14 protein-coding genes are annotated in these 21,129 nt (G+C 70.1%); 10 read left to right on the top strand and 4 right to left on the bottom strand.

All coding sequences use genetic code 11. The annotated features are described in order from the left end of the window. Positions 1-2: 2 nt before the first annotated feature. Positions 3-1,409, bottom strand: a complete 1,407-nt coding sequence (locus tag Cs7R123_RS28355) for a GH1 family beta-glucosidase (RefSeq protein ID WP_212830888.1) — start codon at positions 1,407-1,409, stop codon at positions 3-5. Positions 1,410-1,709: 300 nt separating this feature from the next. Between Cs7R123_RS28355 and Cs7R123_RS28350 the strand changes: the two genes are divergently transcribed. The 6 genes from Cs7R123_RS28350 (at position 1,710) to Cs7R123_RS28325 (ending at position 11,008) form a co-directional block, all read left to right on the top strand. Next, entirely contained in the window at positions 1,710-5,186 is a 3,477-nt protein-coding gene (locus Cs7R123_RS28350) for a discoidin domain-containing protein (RefSeq protein WP_212830887.1), read from the top strand. Positions 5,187-5,292: 106 nt separating this feature from the next. Further along, positions 5,293-6,345, top strand: a complete 1,053-nt coding sequence (locus tag Cs7R123_RS28345; protein WP_212830886.1) for a LacI family DNA-binding transcriptional regulator — start codon at positions 5,293-5,295, stop codon at positions 6,343-6,345. 210 nt (positions 6,346-6,555) lie between these two features. Further along, positions 6,556-7,842: an extracellular solute-binding protein gene (locus Cs7R123_RS28340; protein WP_212830885.1), complete on the top strand. Its 1,287-nt coding sequence runs from the start codon at positions 6,556-6,558 to the stop codon at positions 7,840-7,842. Between the two features lie 83 nt (positions 7,843-7,925). Then, positions 7,926-8,825: a carbohydrate ABC transporter permease gene (locus Cs7R123_RS28335; protein WP_212830884.1), complete on the top strand. Its 900-nt coding sequence runs from the start codon at positions 7,926-7,928 to the stop codon at positions 8,823-8,825. Then, the gene (locus tag Cs7R123_RS28330; RefSeq protein WP_212830882.1) at positions 8,822-9,724 is read left to right on the top strand and encodes a carbohydrate ABC transporter permease; all 903 of its coding nucleotides are present in this window, start codon (positions 8,822-8,824) and stop codon (positions 9,722-9,724) included. The genes Cs7R123_RS28335 and Cs7R123_RS28330 overlap by 4 nt, the downstream gene beginning before the upstream one ends. 111 nt (positions 9,725-9,835) lie before the next feature. Continuing rightward, the gene (locus Cs7R123_RS28325) at positions 9,836-11,008 is read left to right on the top strand and encodes a YncE family protein (protein WP_244872198.1); all 1,173 of its coding nucleotides are present in this window, start codon (positions 9,836-9,838) and stop codon (positions 11,006-11,008) included. Between the two features lie 203 nt (positions 11,009-11,211). Here Cs7R123_RS28325 and Cs7R123_RS28320 read toward each other — a convergent pair whose 3' ends face one another. After that, positions 11,212-11,886 carry a hypothetical protein gene (locus Cs7R123_RS28320; RefSeq protein ID WP_212830881.1) on the bottom strand — a complete coding sequence of 225 codons (675 nt, stop codon included), beginning with the start codon at positions 11,884-11,886 and terminating at the stop codon, positions 11,212-11,214. Between the two features lie 299 nt (positions 11,887-12,185). On the opposite strand from Cs7R123_RS28320, the gene Cs7R123_RS28315 reads away from it, so the two are divergent. Beyond that, a complete protein-coding gene (locus tag Cs7R123_RS28315) occupies positions 12,186-12,623 on the top strand; it encodes a potassium channel family protein (RefSeq protein WP_244872197.1) in 438 nt (145 codons plus the stop codon). 60 nt (positions 12,624-12,683) lie between these two features. Here the strand turns inward: Cs7R123_RS28315 and Cs7R123_RS28310 are convergent, their stop codons facing one another. Together Cs7R123_RS28310 and Cs7R123_RS28305 are read right to left on the bottom strand one after the other, a co-directional pair. After that, on the bottom strand, positions 12,684-13,388 hold the full coding sequence (locus Cs7R123_RS28310) for an SDR family oxidoreductase (protein ID WP_212830879.1): 705 nt from the start codon (positions 13,386-13,388) through the stop codon (positions 12,684-12,686). Positions 13,389-13,435: 47 nt separating this feature from the next. Further along, a complete protein-coding gene (locus Cs7R123_RS28305; RefSeq protein WP_212830878.1) occupies positions 13,436-15,094 on the bottom strand; it encodes a coagulation factor 5/8 type domain-containing protein in 1,659 nt (552 codons plus the stop codon). Between the two features lie 371 nt (positions 15,095-15,465). On the opposite strand from Cs7R123_RS28305, the gene Cs7R123_RS28300 reads away from it, so the two are divergent. The 3 genes from Cs7R123_RS28300 to Cs7R123_RS28290 all read left to right on the top strand — a co-directional run bounded on the left by Cs7R123_RS28300 (position 15,466) and on the right by Cs7R123_RS28290 (position 20,960). Then, entirely contained in the window at positions 15,466-16,146 is a 681-nt protein-coding gene (locus Cs7R123_RS28300; RefSeq protein ID WP_212830877.1) for a DUF305 domain-containing protein, read from the top strand. Between the two features lie 138 nt (positions 16,147-16,284). Beyond that, positions 16,285-17,676 (top strand): DUF1996 domain-containing protein, encoded by a 1,392-nt coding sequence (locus tag Cs7R123_RS28295; protein WP_212830876.1) that lies wholly within the window; start codon positions 16,285-16,287, stop codon positions 17,674-17,676. Positions 17,677-17,876: 200 nt separating this feature from the next. After that, positions 17,877-20,960 carry a discoidin domain-containing protein gene (locus Cs7R123_RS28290; RefSeq protein ID WP_244872196.1) on the top strand — a complete coding sequence of 1,028 codons (3,084 nt, stop codon included), beginning with the start codon at positions 17,877-17,879 and terminating at the stop codon, positions 20,958-20,960. The last annotated feature ends 169 nt before the right edge of the window (positions 20,961-21,129 follow it).

Below are 21,129 nucleotides of genomic sequence, written 5' to 3'. Positions count from 1 at the left end.
AGTCAGCCCGCGATGCCACCAGCCCTAATGACCTCGCGGTACCACAGCGCGCTGTCCTTGAGGATGCGCTGCTGCGTGTCGTAGTCGACCCGGACGATGCCGAAGCGTTTGCCGTAGCCGAAAGCCCATTCGAAGTTGTCCAGCAGCGACCAGACGAAGTAGCCGCGCAGATCGACTCCGGCCGCCAGCGCCTCGTGCGCGGCGGACAGGTGCAGCCGCAGGTACTCGGTGCGGTCGCTGTCGCGGACCCGGCCGTCGGCGTCGACCTCGTCGACGTAGGCTGCGCCGTTCTCGGTGACGTACAGCGGCAGGCCGGGGTGGTCGCGGTGCAGGCGCAGCAGCACGTCGCGCAGGCCGGTCGGGTCGACCGTCCAGCCCATCTCGGTGCGCGGCCCCGGGGTCTGGTGGAACGCGATGTCGGTGGTCGCCGGGTAGGGCGAGTTCTCGTCCGGCGGCTGAACGCCCGCGCTGACCAGGTCGGGGGCGTAGTAGTTGACGCCGAGGGCGTCGATCGGGGCGGCGATGGTCGCCAGGTCGCCGTCGTGCACGAACGACCAGTCGCTGACCGCTGCGGTGTCGGCGACGACGTCGGCCGGGTACTGCCCGGTGGTGATCGGGTCCAGGAAGATCCGGTTGAGCAGGCCGTCGATGCGGCGCGCGGCGGCGAGGTCGCCGTCGGCGCCGGTCAGCGGCCGGACCGCGCCCTGGTTGAGCGCGATGGAGACCTGGGCGCCGGGCACCGCGGCGCGCAGGGCGCGGGTGGCCAGGCCGTGGGCGAGCAGCAGGTGGTGGGTGGCTTTCAGGCCACCATCAGCGCTGGTACGGGCCGGAGCGTGGTGCCCGGAGCCGTACCCGAGGAACGCCGAGCACCAGGGCTCGTTGAGGGTGCACCACAGCTTGACCCGGTCGCCGAGCTTCTCGGCCATGACCGCGGCGTACTCGGCGAAGCGGTAGGCGGTGTCGCGGTCGAGCCAGCCGCCGCGGTCCTCCAGCTCCTGGGGCAGGTCCCAGTGGTAGAGGGTGGCGGTGGGGCGGATGCCCGCGTCGAGCAGCTCGTCGACGAGCCGGTCGTAGAACGCGACGCCGGCCGCGTTGACGGCCGGTCCGCCGCCAGGCTTGATCCGCGGCCAGGAGATGCTGAACCGGTACGCCGACAGTCCGATCTCGCGCATCAGCGCCACATCGTCGCGGTAGCGGTGGTAGTGGTCGGCGGCGACGGCGCCGGTGTGCCCGTCGGCGACGCGGCCGGGCGTGGCGCAGAAGGTGTCCCAGATCGACGCGGTGCGGCCGTCCTCCGCCACGGCGCCTTCGATCTGGTACGCCGCCGTCGCCGCGCCCCACCAGAAGTTCTGGGGGAACTGCAGCGTCTGCCGCGTGGCGGCGGCGGGTTCCTCGGTCTGCGTGGGCATGGATTACCTCTCGATGTGCCGGGCAGCGATGCGGGAAACGCAATGGAGAGCGCTCTCCCACTTGGCCAAGGCTCCCGGTTGGACGGCTCGGATGTCAAGAGCCCAACGGCTCTTCTCGTAACGGTCTTGCCAAATCCATCGGTCAAAACGGATTGATCCGGGCGAGTCGGCACCGATGATCGTCGCCGTCTTGACACTGAGGAAATTTGGGCGTAACACTCGGAGAGCGCTCTCCATCGTGGCCCGAACGGGCCCGGAAACCGACTCCTCCGAACGCCCCGATGAACAGGTAGGAGCTCCATGACACCCGCCCTCACCAGCCCGGGCGCGAGGCGACTGCCCCGCCGGTGGCGGATCGCGATCCCCGTCGCGATCTCCACCATCGTCTCGTCCCTGGTCCTGATCGTCCCCTTCGCCACGGCCAACGCGGCCGACACCCTCATCTCGCAGGGCAAGCCCGCCACGGCCTCCTCCGTCCAGGGCGCCGACCTGACCGCGGCCAACGCGGTCGACGGCAACGCCGGCACCCGCTGGGGCAGCCAGTGGAGCGACCCGCAGTGGCTGCAGGTCGACCTGCAGGGCAACGCCACCATCAGCCAGGTCGTGCTCCAGTGGGAAGGCGCCTACGGGACCGCGTTCCAGATCCAGACGTCCAACGACGCCACCAACTGGACCTCGATCTACAACACCACCACCGGCACCGGCGGCACCCAGACCCTGAACGTCACGGGCTCGGGCCGCTACGTGCGCATGTACGGCACCGCCCGCAACAGCGGCTACGGCTACTCGCTGTACGAGTTCAAGGTCATCGGCAGCATCGGCGGGACCAACCCGTCGCCGTCGGCCGGTGCCTGCGGCACCACGAACGTGGCCCAGGGCAAGACCGCCACCGCGTCCTCGGTCGAGGTCGGCACGCCCGCTGAGGCGTTCGACGGCAACACCGCCACCCGCTGGGGCAGCCTGTTCGCCGACCCGCAGTGGCTGCGGGTGGACCTCGGGCAGTCGTACGCGATCTGCAAGGTCGAGCTGGTGTGGGAGGCGGCGTACGCGACCGCGTTCCAGATCCAGACCTCGCCCGACGGCAGCAACTGGACGTCGGTCTACTCCACGACCGCCGGCACCGGCGGCACGCAGAGCCTGACCGTCAACGGCACCGGCCGCTACGTGCGCATGAACGGCACCGCCCGCGTCGGCGGCTACGGCTACTCGCTGTGGGAGATGCGCGTCTTCGCGGGCGGCACCCCGCCGAGCCCGAGCGCGTCGCCGAGCACCTCGCCGAGCACCTCGCCCAGCCCGTCCGGCAACTGGACGACGGTGTGGGAGGACAGCTTCGACGGTGCGGCCAACACCTCGCCGAGCGCGGCCAACTGGCTGCTGCGCACCGGTACGCAGTACCCGGGCGGTGCGGCGAACTGGGGCACCAGCGAGATCGAGACCGCCAGCGCGTCGACCGCCAACGTCTACCTGTCCGGTGACGGCAAGCTCAACATCAAGGCGATCCGCGACGGCGCGGGCAACTGGACCTCGGGCCGGCTGGAGACCCAGCGCACCGACTTCACCCCGGCCGCGGGCGAGCTGACCCGCTTCTCCGCGGTGATCCAGCAGCCCAACCCGGCCAACGGCCTGGGCTACTGGCCCGCGTTCCGGTCCACCGGCGCGGCGTACCGGGGCAACTACAACAACTGGCCCGGCGTCGGCGAGACCGACATCATGAGCGGCGTCAACGGGCGCAGCCAGCTGTCGAACACGCTGCACTGCGGCACCGCCCCGGACGGGCCCTGCGGTGAGTACAACGGCCGCACCTCGGGCCTGGCCAGCTGCATGGGCTGCCAGACCGCGTTCCACGAGTACGCGCAGGTCATCGACCGCACCAAGACCGACGAGGAGATCCGCTTCTACCTCGACGGGGTGCAGACCTACGTCGTGCGCGAGAGCCAGGTCGGCGTCGCCGCCTGGGACGCGGCCGTGCACCACGGCTTCTACCTGCGGCTCGACCTGGCCATCGGCGGCCTCTACCCGAACGCGATCGCGGGCGAGACCGTGCCGACCCCGGACACCAGCTCCGGCGGCGTCCTCGCCGTGGACAAGGTGACCGTGTCGCGGCAGGTGGGCGCCACCGCCCCGGCGATGACCGACCCGGCCGTCCCGGCCGGTCCGAGCGTCGTCAAGGTCACCGGCACCCAGGGCAACTGGCAGCTCCAGGTCAACGGCGCGGCGTACCTGGTGAAGGGCCTGACCTACGGTCCGCCGCAGGGTGCTGCCGACGGCTACATGCGCGACCTGAAGAACATGGGCGTCAACACCATCCGCACCTGGGGCGTGGACGACACGCAGACCCCGGTGCTGCTGGACACCGCCGCCCGCCAGGGCATCAAGGTGATCGTCGGCCACTGGCTCAACCAGGGCGCCGACTACGTCAACGACACCGCGTACAAGACCTCGGTGAAGGCCGAGATCGTGGCCCGGGTCAACACGCTCAAGAACCGCCAGGGCGTGCTGATGTGGGACGTCGGCAACGAGGTGCTGCTCACGATGCAGGACCACGGCCTGCCGGCCGCCGAGGTCGAGGCGCGGCGCAACGCGTACGCGGCCTTCGTCAACGAGGTCGCGATCGCGATCCACGCCGCCGATCCGAACCACCCGGTCACCTCGACCGACGCCTGGGTGGGCGCCTGGCCGTACTACAAGAACAACGCTCCGAACCTGGACCTGTGGGCGATCAACTCCTACGGCGCCATCGGCGGAGTGAAGCAGGCCTGGATCAACGGCGGCTACAACAAGCCGTACGTGGTGACCGAGGGCGGCCCCGACGGCGAGTGGGAGGTGCCCAACGACCTCAACGGGGTGCCGACCGAGCCCACCGACGTGCAGAAGAAGGCCGGTTACACGGCCAGCTGGAACGCCATCCTCAGCCACCCAGGCGTGGCGCTCGGGGCCACCGAGTTCCACTACGGCCTGGAGAACGATTTCGGCGGCGTCTGGCTCAACACGCTGACCGGCGGCTGGCGCCGGCTCGGCTACCACGCGCTCAAGCAGGCGTACTCCGGCACGGCCTACGCCAACACCCCGCCGGAGTTCTCCAGCCTGACGCTGTCGAACCAGACCACGGTGCCCGCGGGCGGCACGTTCACCGTGTACGCCGGGGCGTCGGACCCCAACGGTGACGCGATCCGGTACAACCTGATGTTCAGCAACAAGCACATCAACGGCAACACCGGCTTCTCCAACGTCCGGTTCACCCAGCTCGGCAGCAACGAGTTCCAGGTGACCGCGCCGGAGCAGCTGGGCGTGTGGAAGGTGTACGTGTACGCCTTCGACGGCTACGGCAACGTCGGCATCGAGCAGAAGTCGTTCAAGGTCGTGCCGCCGACGGTGCCGGGCACCAATATCGCGCTGAACAAGCCGTGCACCGCGTCGACCTACCAGCCGACCGGCACCAACGGCCCGCAGCTGCCGTCGTACGCCACCGACAACAACTACGGCACCCGCTGGGCGAGCGAGTGGGTGGACACGGCGTGGCTCCAGTGCGACCTGGGCTCGGTGAAGTCGTTCAACAACGTGCTGCTGGCGTGGGAGACGGCCTCGGCCAAGTCGTACCAGGTCCAGGTCTCCAACGACGGCACGAACTGGACGACGGTCTACTCGACCACCAACGGCAACGGCGGGTTCGACGTGATCCCGGTCAATGCCAGCGGCCGGTACGTACGGATGAACGGTCTCACGCGCAACACCGCCTACGGCTACTCGCTGTGGGAGTTCGGGGTCTACCAGGGCTGACCTGGTCGGCGTAGAGTGCGGCGGGCGGTCCGCGAGGGCCCCCGCCGCACCATTCTGCGCAGGTGGGGGAGGGAGAGCGCTCTCCGCCTGTGCTATAAATTCGCTCATGAGCAGTGACCGACCCCCAGCGCCGCGGCTGCCCACCCTAGAGGACGTCGCGCAGGTCGCGGGCGTGTCCCGGGCGACCGTCTCCCGCGTGATCAACAACATCCGCAACGTGGATCCGGCGCTGCACAAGACGGTCTGGGACGCGGTCACCGCCACCGGCTACGTGCCCAACCGGGCGGCCCGCTCGCTGGTCACCGGCCGCACCGGTGCCATCGCGCTGGTGGTCTCCGAGGCGGAGAGCCGCACCGCGGACGACCCGTTCATGGGCCGGTTCTTCTCCGACCCGTTCTTCGGCCGCGTGGTGGGCGGCGTGCTCAGCGTGCTGCGCCCGGTCGGGGTGCACCTGGCGCTGACTTTGGCCGGGGACGAGGACGCCTGCCAGAAGATCGTCGCCGACGTGCGCCAGGGCCAGGTCGACGGGGTCGTGGTCATCTCGCTGCACCCGCACGACCCGCTGCCGGGGCTGCTGGCCGAGGCCGCGGTGCCCGCGGTGCTGTACGGCCGCCCCGCCTCGCCCATGCCGATCAGCTATGTCGACGTGGCGACGTACAACGGCACCCGGCAGGCCGCCGACCACCTGGCCTCGCGCGGTTGCCAGCACGTGGCGACGATCTCCGGCTCGGTGGACATGCCCGCCGGTGCGGACCGCCTCAACGGTTTCCGGGAGGCGATGGCCAAGCACGGCTTCGCCTACGTCCCGTCCTACGACGGGGGCTTCACCCAGGATGGCGCCGAGCAGGCCGTGGAACAGCTGCTGCGGGAGTATCCCGAGGTCGACGGCATCTTCGTGGCCAGCGACGTGATGGCCCAGGGCGCGCTGATGGTCCTTCGCGATCATGGGAGACGTGTTCCCGAGGACGTTGCGGTGATCGGCTTCGATGACTCCAGTGCCGCGACCACGGGCAGGCCGCCGCTGACGACCGTGCGCCAGCCGGTCGAGGACATGGCGGCCGAGATGGCGCGGCTGCTGCTGGCCCGGATCGACCAGCGCGGGCACCGCACCACGTCGGTGATTTTCGAGCCCGAACTCGTGGTCCGCCAGTCCGCCTGAGCATCGACGAAACAGCCTAAGGCCTGGTCGTTCCAGGTCTTTTCGGCGTGCGCGCCCGAGGCGCGTAACGGAACGGTAATGGCCCCTTGACACGGGCGGGGCAGGAGAACATGCTCCTCTGTGGGAGAGCGCTCTCCAATCGCACTACCGCACCACCTCCGCGCAACTGCTTGAAACACCCCCTAAACCTTCCTGTCTGGAGGACACTCCATGCATTCCGCGTTTTCCCGCCGGCGGTTGACCGCCGTCGCGGCGCCGCTGCTCGCGGCCGCGCTCGCGCTGACCACCGCCGCTTGCGGCGGTAGCGACGACCCGGCGAAGCCGGGTGGCAAGGTCAAGCTGACCATCGCCACGTTCGGCGAGTTCGGTTACAAGGATCTGTACAAGGAGTACATGCAGCTCAACCCGAACGTCGAGATCACTGAGCGGATCACGAAGGCTGAGGACCACCACAAGAACCTGGCGGCTCACCTGGCGACGAACACGGGTGCGGCTGACATCGAGGCGATCGAGGAGGGCTGGGCGGGCCAGTTCACCGCGAACCCCGGCAAGTTCTACAACTGGGCCGACTACGGCGCGGCGGAGATCAAGGCGCAGTGGCCGGCGTGGAAGTGGCAGCAGGGTTCGGCCGCCTCCGGTGAGGTCATCGGCCTGGGCACCGACGTCGGCGGCATGGCGATGTGCTACCGCCGCGACATCTTCGAGAAGGCCGGCCTGCCGACCGACCGCGAAGAGGTCACCAAGCTGTGGCCGACGTGGGAGGACTACATCAAGGCCGGCGAGCGCTTCAAGGCCGCCAACGTCAAGGGCTCCTCGTGGATGGACGGCCCGACGGTCATGTACCGCTCCGTCCTCGGCCAGCAGCCGGTCGGCATCTACGACGGCGCCAACGTCGTCGTGGAGACCAACCCCGGTGTGAAGAAGGCCTGGGACCTGACGATCGACGCGATCAACAAGGGCCTGTCGGCGAAGATCGCCGCCTGGTCGGCGGACTGGAACGCGGGTATGGCCAACGGTTCGTTCGTCACGCTCGCCTGCCCGTCGTGGATGATGGCCTACATCCAGTCGCAGGCCAAGGACTCCTCGGGTAAGTGGGACATCGCCGGTATCCCCGGTGGTGGCGGTAACTGGGGTGGTTCGTTCCTGACGCTGCCCAAGCAGGGCAAGAACGTTGCTGAGGCGTCGAAGCTGGCCAAGTGGCTGGTGGCGCCGGAGCAGCAGGCGAAGGTGTTCCGGGCCCTGGGCAACTTCCCGTCGACGGTGTCGCTGTACGAGCAGCCGGTGATCAAGGACTTCAAGAACCCGTTCTTCAACAACGCGCCGGTCGGCCAGATCTTCTCGAAGTCTGTCAGCACCATGGTGCCGCAGTACATGGGCCCGAAGTCCGGTGACATCAACACCGCGATCCAGAACGGCCTGACCCGGGTCGAGCAGGGCAAGCAGAAGCCGGACGAGGCCTGGACCCAGGCTGTCAAGGACGTCAAGGCTCTCCTGTGAACCACGGCCGGGGCCCGGCCGCCGCGAGGACGCGGCGGCCGGGCCCCGGCCACATTCCCGGTAGTCGAAGGGACCGCTCGACCATGAGAAACGCGTTCTACCGCCTTGACCTCAAGGCATCGCCCTACCTGTACGTGCTGCCGTTCTTCGTGCTGTTCGCCGCGTTCGGGGTGTTCCCGCTCATCTACACGGCGTGGGTGTCGCTGCACGACTGGAGCCTGCTCGCGGATACGCACCCGTTCGTGGGCATCCAGAACTACAAGGACCTGTTCGCCGACGAGTACTTCTGGAACGCGCTGCGCAACACCGCCCAGATCTGGGTGATGTCCACCGTTCCCCAGCTGATCATGGCCCTCGTGCTGGCGCACGTGCTCAACCAGCGCCTGCGGGCGCCCACGTTCTGGCGCATGTCCGCGCTGCTGCCCAACATCACGTCCGTCGCGGCCGTCGCCATCATCTTCGGCCAGATCTTCGGCAAGGACTACGGCCTGATCAACTGGCTGCTGGACTCGCTCGGCCTCGGCCGCATCGATTGGCAGGCCGGCACGGCGTCGTCGCAGATCGCGATCTCGGTCATGATCATCTGGCGGTGGACGGGCTACAACGCCCTGATCTACCTGGCCGCGATGCAGGCGGTGTCGAAGGACCTCTACGACGCGGCGTCGCTGGACGGTGCGAGCAGCTTCCAGCAGCTCACCCGGATCACGGTCCCGGCGATCCGCCCGACGATCATCTTCACGGTCATCATCTCCACGATCGGCGGCATGCAGGTCCTGGCCGAACCGCTGCTGTTCGGCGGGGCGTCGGTGACCGGCGGTTCGGACCGGCAGTTCCAGACGCTGTCGCTGTACCTGTACGAGGTCGGCTTCTCCCGTTTCGACTTCGGCTACGCCTCGACCGCGGCCTGGGTGATGTTCTTCATCATCGTCATCGTCGCCGCGATCAACTACCTGCTGACCAGCCGTGTGCGGAGTTCGCGATGACCACGACCCTGAGCCGCCACTCGACCGAGCCGGCCGCGGTCCGGGCGCCCGAGGCGCCGCGCCGCCGCCGGGTGTTCAACGCCGAACGCCGCCCCGGCAAGCTCACCTACCTGTCGCTGCTGGCCCTGGCCTTCTTCGCGGCGTTCCCGCTGTACTGGATGCTGGTGGTCGGTTCGCACGACAACGGCGTCCTCGGCCAGGTTCCGCCGCCGCTCGGCCTCGGCGGCAACCTGTGGGCCAACGTCGAGCGGGCGTTCGGCACGGTCCCGTTCTTCAAGGCGCTGGCCAACTCGTTCATGGTCTCCGGTGCGATCACGATCAGCGTGGTGCTGTTCTCGACCCTGGCCGGGTTCGCGTTCGCCAAGCTGACCTTCAAGGGCCGCAACGCGATGCTGCTCATCATCATCGCCACGATGATGATCCCGAACCAGCTGGGTGTCATCCCGCTGTACATGCTGATGGCGAAGATCGAGTGGACGGGCCAGATCTACGCGGTCATCGTGCCCGCGATGGTCAACGCGTTCGGCGTGTTCTTCATGACGCAGTACCTGTCGGAAGCGGTTCCGACCGAGCTGCTGGAGGCGGCGCGCGCCGACGGCTGCACCACCATCCGGATCTTCTGGCACGTGGTGCTCCCGGCGGCGAAGCCCGCCGCCGCGGTGCTGGGCATGCTGACCTTCATGACGGCCTGGAACGACTTCTTCTGGCCCCTGGTCGTGCTCACCCCCGAGGACCCGACGGTGCAGACCGCACTGTCGACCCTGGCCAGCGGGTACGTGGCGGACTTCTCCCTGACGCTGACGGGCGCCTTCATCGCGACCGTCCCGCTGCTGGTGGTGTTCGTCGTGCTGGGACGCCAGATCATCGGCGGCATCATGCAGGGCGCGGTCAAGGGCTGACCCTGCCGGGCCGGGCGGCCGTGGTCGGGCACTCGACCGCGGCCGCTCAGCCGTGCCCGCCGTTCGACCGATTCCCGGCGGCGGCGTTGATCCCTTTTGTAAACTTCTTTCATGATCAGGGCGGGTATGGTCTCGCTCGCGGTGTGCTGGGCGCTCGTGGCCGGGTGCGCGGCACGGCCGTCGGCACCGGCGACCTCGGCGGCCCGAGCCGAGGAGCCGTCCGCTCCGCACGCCGAGGCGGCGCTGTATCCGGGGATGCCGCAGTACCCGCCGACCGGCGACGTGTACGCCGCCGCGGGGCCCGGCATGCTGCTGCCCGAGGTGGCCAAGGACCGCGAGCTGGTCTACGTGCCCACCACCATCGACGACCAGCTGTTCGTCATCGACCCGAAGACCTACCGCGTGATCGCGACGTATCCGGGCGGGGCCGAGCCGCAGCACGTCGTGCCGTCGTACGACCTGCGCACCCTGTACGTCACCGGGAGCCGGGTCCCGGGCGGCTCGATCCTGCCCGTCGACCCGCGCACCGGCAAGCCCGGCACCATGCTCCCCATCCAGGACGTCTACAACCTGTACTTCACCCCCGACGGCAGGCAGGCCATCGTCGTCGCCGAGGAGTACCGGCGCTTGGACTACTACGCCCTGCCGGGCTGGACCCCGGTGAAGTCGCTGCGCTATCCCAAGTGCGCCGGCATCAACCACATGGACTACACCCGCGACGGCAGGGTCATGCTGTTCAGCTGCGAGTTCGCCGGGCGGATGCTGGCACTCGACGCCGTCACCGGCCGGCAGCTGCGCCTGTTCGACCTCGGCCCGCCCGAGCACACCATGCCGCAGGACACCCGGCTGGTCCCGGACGGCACCGCGTTCCTCGTCGCCGACATGCATGCGGGCGGCGTCCACATCTTCGACGGCACGGCCACCAGGCGGACCGGCTTCGTCAAGACCGGCGACGGCGCGCACGGCATCTACTTCAGCCGCGACGGCTCGGTCGCGTACGTCTCCAACCGGGGCGAGGGCACCGTCACCGTGCTGGACCTGGCGACGATGAAGCCGCGCACCACCTGGCAGATCCCCGGCGGCGGCAGCCCCGACATGGGCGGCGTCTCGGCCGACGGCAGGACCCTGTGGCTGGCCGGCCGCTACCACGGCGAGGTGTACGCGCTCAGCACCGAGACCGGCAAGCTGCTGGCCCGCATCCCGGTCGGCGACGGCCCGCACGGCCTGGCGGTATGGCCCCAGCCCGGCCGCTACAGCCTCGGCCACACCTCCAACATCCGCTGAGCCGCCCACGTCCGCCCAGAAGCCCGGCTCCGGCCACACCGGACTGCGGGTCACACCACATGAGTTGTGGTCACACCACATGTGGTGTGACCCGCGCCGACCACCACCCTGCCCGCCGGACGCACCGGAATGCCGAGTGCCCCGGCCGCGGCGGCTGCGGCTCAGGGCACTCGGTGTCTGCGGTCAAGGCTGCCGCGGGGCGGTCACTGCGTGACGGCCGGCGTCTTCCACATCGCCGCGAACCCGGCGGCCTCGCCGAACAGCCAGCGGGAGATCTCGCCGACCCGGCCCGGCTCGACCCGGTGGGTCACCCCGCGCCGCACGTCGACCAGCACCGGCGTGCCGTGCGGAAGGATCTGGTCCATGTTGGCCCGCATCAGGTGCAGCGTGGCCGTGACCAGCTCGGTGGTCGGCGGCTCCTCGTCGAAGTGCAGCCGGACCGCCTCGACTCGGCCGTCGTCGTAGCGCAGTCCGAAGTGGGCGCTCACCCGCACGGGCAGGTCGGCGATGACCGCCAGCGCGTCGTTGACCTGGGTCAGGTGGGCGGTGTGCGGCTCGCCCAGCGACCGCAGGTAGCGCGTCGCGCCCGCGGTCAGCGCGTCGTAGAGCCTGCTCCAGCGGGGGTTGACCGCCTTGCGCACCGCCGCCAGATGGGTGCCGTCCATGCCGAACTCGATGTCGTTCTTCAGGGCCTTGACCAGCTGGCTGTGCGGGTTGAACCCGCCGCCGGTCTCGCGCTGGCGGCGCAGCTTCCCGACGAACACGGCCTTGGCCGGTCCGGTCCGGTCGACGTAGCGGGTGAACGCGAGCAGCGTCGCGTAGGGCAGCGCGGCGCGGGTGTCGGTCGATGTATCCAGGGCAGCGGCATGGGTGGTCATGGCGGCTCCATTCGCAGGTCAGCGGCCTTGATTCGAACACACATTCTAATACGCCGGGCCGACTTTTCCCATGCCCTCCCACCGCGGACCGCACTCCAGCACATCGACACTGACCGATCACGCCGACCGCGCGCAGGGGGTTCGGGCAGTTTCGGGGAACTGCTGGAAAGCCGGCCGGGATTCGAGCACTTTCCCGGAAACTGCAACCACTTCGGGGCGCGGGGCGGCCCGAGGTGTGACGTGTATCTGTCCGGATGGGCGGGTGTACCCGGGCGGGCGCGGTTGCCAGAATCTCCGTCGTGTATCTGCTGCGACGGCTGACCAACTCGCCCCAGGCACTGCTGGTCAGCTACCTGATCCTGATCGTCGTCTCGGGCGGCCTGTACCGCATCTTCGAGCGCGGCAAGTCGCTCGGCGACGCGCTGTGGTGGGCCGTGGTGACCGCCTCGACGGTCGGCTACGGCGACACGTACCCGACCACCACCGCCGGCCGCATCCTGGCGGGGCTGCTGATCTCCATCATGGTCCTGTTCGTGATCCCGCTGATCACGGCGCACTTCGCCAGCAAGCTGATCGTGAACAACGACGCGTTCGTGCACGAGGAGCAGGAAGAGATCAAGCACCAGCTCCGCGAGATCCGCGCCATCCTGGAAGCGGCCCGCACGGCCCCCGCCCCTGCCCCCGCCCCGCCGACCGCCGCCGCCGCCGAACCGGTCCTGGAGCCGGCCGGGCGCTGATCGCCGTCAGCGGTCACATCCTGACCGCCGAGGCCACCACGCGACCGCAACTCGCGATCATCAGGCCGCGAGCTGTTCGAAGCGGAACTCGCGGATGAAGCAGTCGCGGGGCTGGCCGACCGCGAACAGCACGCAGTCCACGACCGACTGCGCGGTCAGGTCGTGGTCGGCGGTGCGCGGCCCGTCCTGCACGAAGTCCGGCGGGTACAGCGCGATCACGCGGATGCCCTCGGGCCGCAGCCGGTGCGACAGGATGTCGGCCAGCCCGGCCTGGGCGTGCTTGGCGGCGTAGAACGCCGGGTGCGCCTGGGAGCGGTGGTTGCCGGTCTCGCCGCAGCCGGACACCAGCGTGACGACGTCGGCCCGGTCCGAGGCGCGCAGCAGCGGCAGCAGGTGCTTGGTGAGCAGCACCGTGCCGGTGCCCGCCCCGGCGATGGTGTTCTCGATGGCGTCGTCGGCGGCGTCGAGCAGGTCAGGCCCGTCCAGGTACGCGGCCCCGTTGTGGACGAGCACGTCGAGCCGGCCGGTCCGCTCGGCCAGCGCGGCGGCGAGGGCGCGTACGTCGTCGGGCCGGGCGAGGTCGCAGCCGAACGCCTCGGCACTGCCGCCCGCCAGCGCGATCAGCTCGGCGGTGCGGGCGGCGTCGGCCTGGCGGCGCGCGGCGGCGTACACGTGGGCCCCGCGCTCGGCGAAGGCCAGGGCGAGGCGGCGTCCGGTGTCACGTCCGGCGCCGGTGACGGCGACGCGGAGTCCCTGGAGGTCCATCACGAGATCAGATCAGAGCGCCGGTGGTATGGCCAGCGTGCCGCCGCTCACGCCACCAGGTGCCGCACCCACGTGTCCCTGTCCGCTGGGCCGCCCCGGTCGTTGACGGCGTTGGCGATGGTCCCGACGCCGCCCAGGGACACGATGACGACGTGCCGCAGCCGCACCCCGGGCACCTCGGGCACCTGGAACGACCGCTCGTTGACCACACCCGGATCGGCCTGGAAGAAGCAATAACTGCCCAGGCCCCATGCCTCGTGCTCGGCGACCCCGTCGGCCACCCGGTACGCCGGGAAGCCGCGCACGTCGCCGTCGAGCCAGGCCTGCTGGTGCGGTGGGTCGTACGGCTTCTCGTTCTGGAAGAAGTAGGTGCGCCCGCGCTCGCCGCGCCACAGCACCTCGGTGGCCTGGAAATGCTCGACGAACAGCCCGTAGCAGGTGACGTCGGCGCCGTCGACGACCAGGCCGGTGGCGGCCGGGTTGACGTCCCAGCCGCAGCCGTCGCCGTGGTCGGCGCGCCAGATCCAGGTGTGGTCGCAGATGACGTCGCTGCTGTTGATCGCGAGGCTGGTCTCGGCGCGGCCGGGGCCGGTGCCGCCGATGCGGAAGAACACGTCGTGCAGCGAGATCGGATCGGCGGCGTGGCTGCGCCGGCTGCCGGGCGGTCCGACCTCCATGAGCAGCGGGGACTGCTCGGGCCCGGCGTCGAACATGACTCCGGCCACGATGATCCCGTCGGCGTCGGCCAGCCGCAGCGGGACGGCGCCACCGACGGGCACCAGCGTCGGCAGGCCGATGCCGAGCACGACGGTGCCGGGCCGGGTGACCTCGACGGTGGTGTCGATCTCGTACACGCCGGGGGTGAGCAGCAGGTGGCGGCCCTGCGCCAGGGCAGCGTTCAGGTCGGCGGCGGTGGTGCCGGGGGTGGCGACGTAGAAGTCGGCCAGCGGCAGCGACCGGCCCGGGGTCGGGCCGTGTGCCCAGCTCGTACCGGTGCTGTCGGTGCGTGGGTCGGGCACGAGCACCGCGAACGCGCCGTCGGCGTCCACGTACAGGAACGGCTTCTCCCGGACGACCGGAGTGCGCTCGATGACGGTGTGGGCGGGGTCGGGGAACCCCGGCGCCGGGGCGCCGTGCACGCCGACGAAGACCATGTTCCAGTTGGCCCCGGTCCACTGCCCGAACTCGCAGTTGCGCGAGAGCCACTGCTGCTGGGTGCCGGACAGCACCTCGCCGTCGATCACGGTGTCGGCGAAGAAGCCGCCACTGGCCCAGCCGTCCCTGCCGTCCCACAGCCGCACGCTGCCGCGCAGGTGCATCCGCCGGTACGGCGCGGCCTGGGACACCGCCCAGCGGTCCCAGCCGTCGGGCGGCTGCACGGCGAGGTTCTCGGCGCCGCGCCAGAAGTTGTGGGTGGCGTTACCGTCGAACCAGTCCGCCTCGACCCGCACCCGCCCGTCGATGACGGTGTCGTCGGGGGACAGGACGAGCCCGGCGATGGAGGTGAAGAACCCGATGTTGGCGTCTACGGCGTACCGGCCCGGTTTGAACAGCAGCGCGACCCGGCCGGGTCCGAACTGGGCGGTCTCCTGCCGGGCGAACACCTCGTCGAGCACGGCCTGGATCCGCTCGGCCGGCATGGACGGGTCGAACACGTACGTGTTCGGGCCGAGGTCGACGGGCGCGGTGGGCGGGCCTTGGTCCACGGTGACTCCAGACCGGGTGAGGTGCCGGTGCCCCGGGCGGGCGCCGCGGTGCGCCGTCGATGGTCGCACGCGGGTCGCGCCGGGCAGGGCGGCCCGCGTGCGGATGGTTCGGACGGAGCGGGTGTGCACCGGCACCGCCCGCCCCGGAGGAGAAGAGCGGTGCCGGCGGTGGAGAGCGCTCTCCACGCCGAGGAGTGTTACGCGGTTGTTGCCGGTCGTCAATACCCGGGCTGAATGGTGTCCATATTGCTCATCAAGATGACGGTTCGCGAAGCCTTGCATTGACAGTAGATGGGACCGCCCGGAGACTCGATGGGCGGATAACGCTCTCCCACGATCATGACGTGTTGCGCCCGCCCAGGAGGTCGGTCATGAACCCCACCCTCGCCCCCACCCTCTCCCGGCCAGGCTCCAGCCCTGGCCAGCCCTATCGCGACGAGCGGGTCGAGCCGTCCGGCAGGCGCCGCCCGGCGTGGCCCGCGGCGGCCGCGCTACTGGCGGTGCTGCTAGCCGGTTCGGCCTGCGCCGGCCCCGCTCCGGCGCCGGTCCCGCCCCGCCCGGTGGCCTCACCGCTGCTGCTCCAGGGCGCCGACGTCGCCTGGCTCCAGATCATGATCTCGATGGACGGGCAGCTGCTCGCCCTGCTGGAGCGTGCCGAGCGGCGCGGCTCCGACGCCGCCGTCCGCGACCTGGCCGCCGCGCTGCGCCGCGAGCACACCCCGGAGCTGTCGCGGCTGGTCGACCTGCGGACCAGAGCCGGGCTGCCGACCGAAGACATCCACAAGGGTCACGACATGCCGGGCATGGTGACCGACGCCGACCTGGCCGAAGTGGACGCGGCGGCCGCGTCCGGGTTCGACGCGCTGTTCCTGACCCGGGTGCGCGAGCACCTGGACCAGTGCGTGTCACTGGCCAAGTCGGAGCAGCAGGCCGGCACGGAACCGGCGGTCCGGGACGCCGCCGCTGCCGTCGAACGGGAACGCGCAGCTCAGCGTGCCGAGTTCGACCAGGTCGCGAAGGGACGTATTGACGTAGCGGCAACCGGGGCGTAAAACTCTTGGAGAGCGCTCTCCATCGTACTGCGGTGTGAGGCGGCCATGCCCGCCAGCAGCTCGCGGTACGGCCCGTCCCAGTTCGGCCGCCTCCGCCTGCCCAGGGCGTGGGCGTGCCCCCACCTCCCGGGAGATCGCATGACAACCTCCGGCCAACTCCGGCCGAGCCGCAAGCTGGTGCGACGGGGCGTCCTCGCCACCGCCGCACTGGCCGCCTCGCTGCTGGTGGCTCCGGCCCCCGCCGCGCACGCCGCCACGCAGCTGCTGTCGCAGGGCAAGCCCGCGACGGCTTCGTCGGTCGAGAACGGCGGCACCGTCGCGACCGCCGCCGTCGACGGCAACCCCACGACCCGCTGGTCCAGCGCGTGGGCCGACCCGCAGTGGCTGCGCGTCGACCTCGGCACCTCTGCCGCCATCAGCCAGGTGGTGCTCCAGTGGGAGTCGGCGTACGCGAAGTCGTTCCAGATCCAGGTGTCGGCTGACGGCAACGCCTGGACCTCGATCTACTCCACCACGACCGGCCCCGGCGGCACCCAGACGCTCAACGTCTCGGGCACCGGCCGCTACGTGCGCATGTACGGCACGCAGCGCGCCAACGGCTACGGCTACTCGCTGTTCGAGTTCCAGGTGTACGGCGACAACGGCACCACGCCCCCGACCTCCGGGTACGTGCTCGCCAACCCGCAGGTCACGGGCGTCACCCCGTCGACCTACAACCCGCCGCACGCCTACTTCCACGAGTTCCAGGCCAACTGCGCGTTCAGCCACGACAAGCCCGACGACCCGATCGTGTTCGCGGGCCTGCCCGGCGCGTCGCACATGCACACGTTCATGGGCAACCGCACCACGAACGCGGCCAGCACCATCGCCTCGTTGCAGGCCGGCACCTCGACCTGCACCGCGCCGGACGACAAGTCGGGCTACTGGATGCCGACGATGTACAACGGCAACACGGTGATCACGCCGGTCGGTCCGCAGGTCATCTACTACAAGACGGGTGTCAACGACTACACCTCGGTCCGGCCGTTCCCGGTCGGCCTGCGGTTCGTCGTCGGCAGCCCGTCGGCCACGGCCGACCAGTTCCTCTACGGCTCGGTCGAGGGCTGGGAGTGCGGCGAGAGCTTCCACAACGCCGACTTCCCGGCCACCTGCCCCGGCTACTCGCAGCTCAACGTCCGCTACCAGGCGCCGAGCTGCTGGAACGGTCTGTACCTGGACACGCCGGACCACAAGAGCCACATGGCGTACCCGGTGAACCTGGTCTGCCCGGCCAGCCACCCGATCGCCCTGCCGATGATCGAGTTCAAGATGGCGTTCCCGGTCAACGGGGACATGTCGCAGGTGCGGCTGTCGAGTGGGCGAGGCTACTCGTTCCACTACGACTTCTTCAACGCCTGGGACCCGGCCACGCAGGCCGCACTGATCACCCACTGCATCAACGGCGGTCTTCAGTGCAACGCCCGCGGCTACGACGAGACCCAGCCCGGTCGGGGTGCGGCGCTCGGCACGAACTACCGCCTGCCGGCGTAGTACGGAACACGGCGGTCGGCCCCGGCATGGTGGGGCCGACCGCCTCTCCGCGTCCGGGACGGCACGCGGCGGGGGTTGACTTATCCCCGTACGTCGATGAAAGTACGTCATTGGAGAGCGCTCTCTGACATGATTCTCCACCGCCGTGGCACGTCCGCTCCCCACGTGACGCGCCTCGGCCTGTCCTGTCAGGAGCAGCCATGTTCCGCAGAACCGCCACCGCCAGGCTGCGCCGCAGCCGAGCGGTGCTGATGACGGCAGTCGCCGCCGTCGCCGTACTAGTCGCGCAGTCACTGGTCTCCTCCGGCCCCGCCCAGGCCGCCGGGCCACTGATCTCGCAGGGCAAGCCCGTGCTCGCCTCCTCGTCGGAGAACGCCGCGTTCCCGGCCACGGCCGTGGCCGACGGCGACCTCGGCACCCGCTGGTCGTCGGCGTTCACCGACCCCCAGTGGGTCCGCGTCGACCTCGGCGCCACCGCCGCGATCGACCAGGTCAAACTGGTCTGGGAGGCGGCCTACGCGACCGCGTACCAGATCCAGACCTCGCCCGACGACAACACCTGGACCACGATCTACAGCACGACCACCAGCACCGGCGGCACGCAGACGCTCGCCGTCAACGGCAGCGGCCGCTACGTGCGCATGTACGGCACCGCCCGCGCCCTGGGCTACGGCTACTCCCTGTGGGAGTTCCAGGTCTTCGGCACCATCGGGGGCGGCGGAGGCGGCGGCGGGGCCACCATCTCCGAGTACAAGAAGGTCGACGCCTCGTCGTACGAGGGCGGCAACGCCCCCGGCGCCGCCGTCGACGGCCGCACCACCACCCGCTGGTCCTCGGCGTTCAGCGACCCGCAGTGGATGAGCATCGACCTCGGCGGCACCGCCACCATCACCAAGGTCGTCCTGAACTGGGAGGCGGCGTTCGCGCGCGCCTACCGGATCGAGACGTCCAACGACAAGGTCACCTGGACGAGCATCTACTCGACCACGACCGGCGCCGGGGGCATCGAGACGCTGAACCTCAGCGGCACCGGCCGCTACGTCCGGCTCTACGGCACCGCCCGCGCCACCGGCTACGGGTACTCGCTGTGGGAGTTTCAGGTGTTCGGCAGCGTCGACACCGCCTCGTCCACCGCGCCGCTGCTGTCCGGCCCGACCAAGGCCCCCGCCACCACCGGCCAGTTCGCGCTGACCGCACCCGCCGACGCGGCCATGGTCACCACCACCCGCCGACCCGTTCTGAGCTGGAACGCCGTCTCCGGGGCCGCCCGTTACCAGGTATGGCTCAACGTCAGCCGCACCGACTACGACTTCACCCAGTCCGGCAACCTCATCGACCTGTACACCAAGGTCGCCGAGCCCACCGGCACCACCTACACGCCCACCTGGGACCTGCCCGACCGGTGGACGTACAAGTGGTACATCACCTCGGTCAACGGCTCCGGGGCGACCACCACCTCCAACATCCGCAAGTTCAGCGTCTACGTCCCCGTCCTGGAGACCGTCGCCGACGGCGTCAACATCGTCAACGGCAGCCGCGACCTGAACAAGAACGGCACCATCGAGCCGTACGAGGACTGGCGCCAGCCCGTCGACACCCGCGTCAACGACCTCCTGAGCCGCATGACGACCCAGGAGAAGGCGTACCAGATGTTCTACAACGCCCAGACGTTCAACCAGTCGGGCTGGCACTTCGGCCCCGCCGAGGGCCCGGACCTGCACAACTACCTGCTGTCGTCGGCGGCGACCCGGCTGGGCATCCCGTTCGTCTCCGCGGGCGACACCATCCACGGGTACAAGACGACCTACCCCACCCAGAGCGCCCTGGCCGCGGCGCGCGACTACCCGCTCGACTACAAGCTCGGCGACATGCAGCGCCGCGAGCAGCTCGAAGTCGGCACCCGCGGCGTGCTCGGCCCGCTGGCCGAGGTCGGCACCAAGGTCCTCTACCCGCGCATCCAGGAGGGCAACGGCGAGAACGCCGACGTGGCCGCCGCCCAGGTCCGGGCGCTGGTCGCGGGCCTGCAGGGCGGTCCCGAGCTCAACCCGCAATCGGTGCTGGCCACGGTCAAGCACTGGCCGGGCGAGGGCGCGGGCGGCGAGGCCCTGATCGTGTACGACGCCGTCACGATCAAATACCACATGATCCCGTTCCGGGCGGCGATGGAGGCCGGCGCGGTCAACATCATGCCCGGGTACGCGGGCAGCTCGCTGCTGGACCCGGGCGGTCCCGGTGCCGGCGACAGCGCCAAGATCCTGGCGTACCTGCGCAACAACATGGGCTTCACCGGCCTGATGACCACCGACTGGCTGCCGTCCGGCTCCTGGGTCGGCGCCGCCAACGCCGGTTCCGACGTGATGGGCGGGGCCGACCCGGGCGCCCCCGGCTACACCATCGACACCTTCGTGGCCGGAGTGCCGGTGGCGCGCATGGACGACGCGGTGCGCCGCATCCTGAAGCTGAAGTTCCAGCTCGGCATCTTCGAAACTCCCTACGGCGACCCGGTCAACGGCCCGTACCGGTTCCACCAGCCCGCGTACACGGCGCTGGCCAACCAGGCCTCCCGCGAGGCGATGACGCTGCTGAAGAACAACGGCATCCTGCCGCTGCGCCTGAACGCCGGCGACAACATCGTCGTCGCCGGGCCCCGCGCCGCGGACTCGCTGGCCTGCTGCATCTGGACCAGCTACTTCCATCAGGAGTACGGCTCGAAGAACATTATCGACGCCGTGCGCGCCCGCGCCGCCACCGCCGGGGTCAACGTCTACCAGGACACCGGCCCGAACCCGAAGCTGGCCATCGTGGCGGTCGGCGAAGGCTCCTACACCCACGCCACCAGCTGGGTGAAGGAGCAGCCGTACCTGCCCGCCGACCAGCTCGCCGTCATCCAGAACTTCCGCAACCAGAACATCCCGGTCGTGGTGGTGCTGGTCCTGCCCCGGCCGTACGTCATCACCGAGTGGGACGCCCTGCCCGCCGCCACCGTGGTCACCTACCGCGGCGGCGAGGAGATGGGCCCGGCGCTGGCGAGCCTGCTGTTCGGCGACTACACCCCCGGCGGCCGCCTGCCCTGGCAGCTACCGCGCAACCTGACCGACGTCCTGCGCGCCGGTGGCACCGACATCCCCGCCGACGCCACCGAATCCTGGGACCTGCCCTACGACCTGGGCGCCACCGCCGCCCAGCGCACCGACATCCGCGCCAAGATCGACGCGGGCCAGCCCGTCCCCGCCACCTACGGCAACCCCCTCTACCAGTACGGCGCCGGCCGCATCGGCTGGTGACCCGCCCCGACGCCCGTTGACCCGCTGACCCGCTGACCCGTTGAGGGCGAGGGGCCCCAAGATCGGCCAAGTTGCCTGGCAACTGGGCGTATCTTGGGGCCCCTTTCGCCCGATTGCCCGGCAACTTGGGTGATCTTGGGTGATCTTGACTGGGTGGCCGGGTGGGAGG

It is taken from the genome of Catellatospora sp. TT07R-123, assembly GCF_018327705.1.
Classification (GTDB): domain Bacteria; phylum Actinomycetota; class Actinomycetes; order Mycobacteriales; family Micromonosporaceae; genus Catellatospora.
The sequence above is the reverse complement of the archived record's forward strand: the minus strand, read 5'-3'. Positions and strand labels throughout refer to the sequence as shown.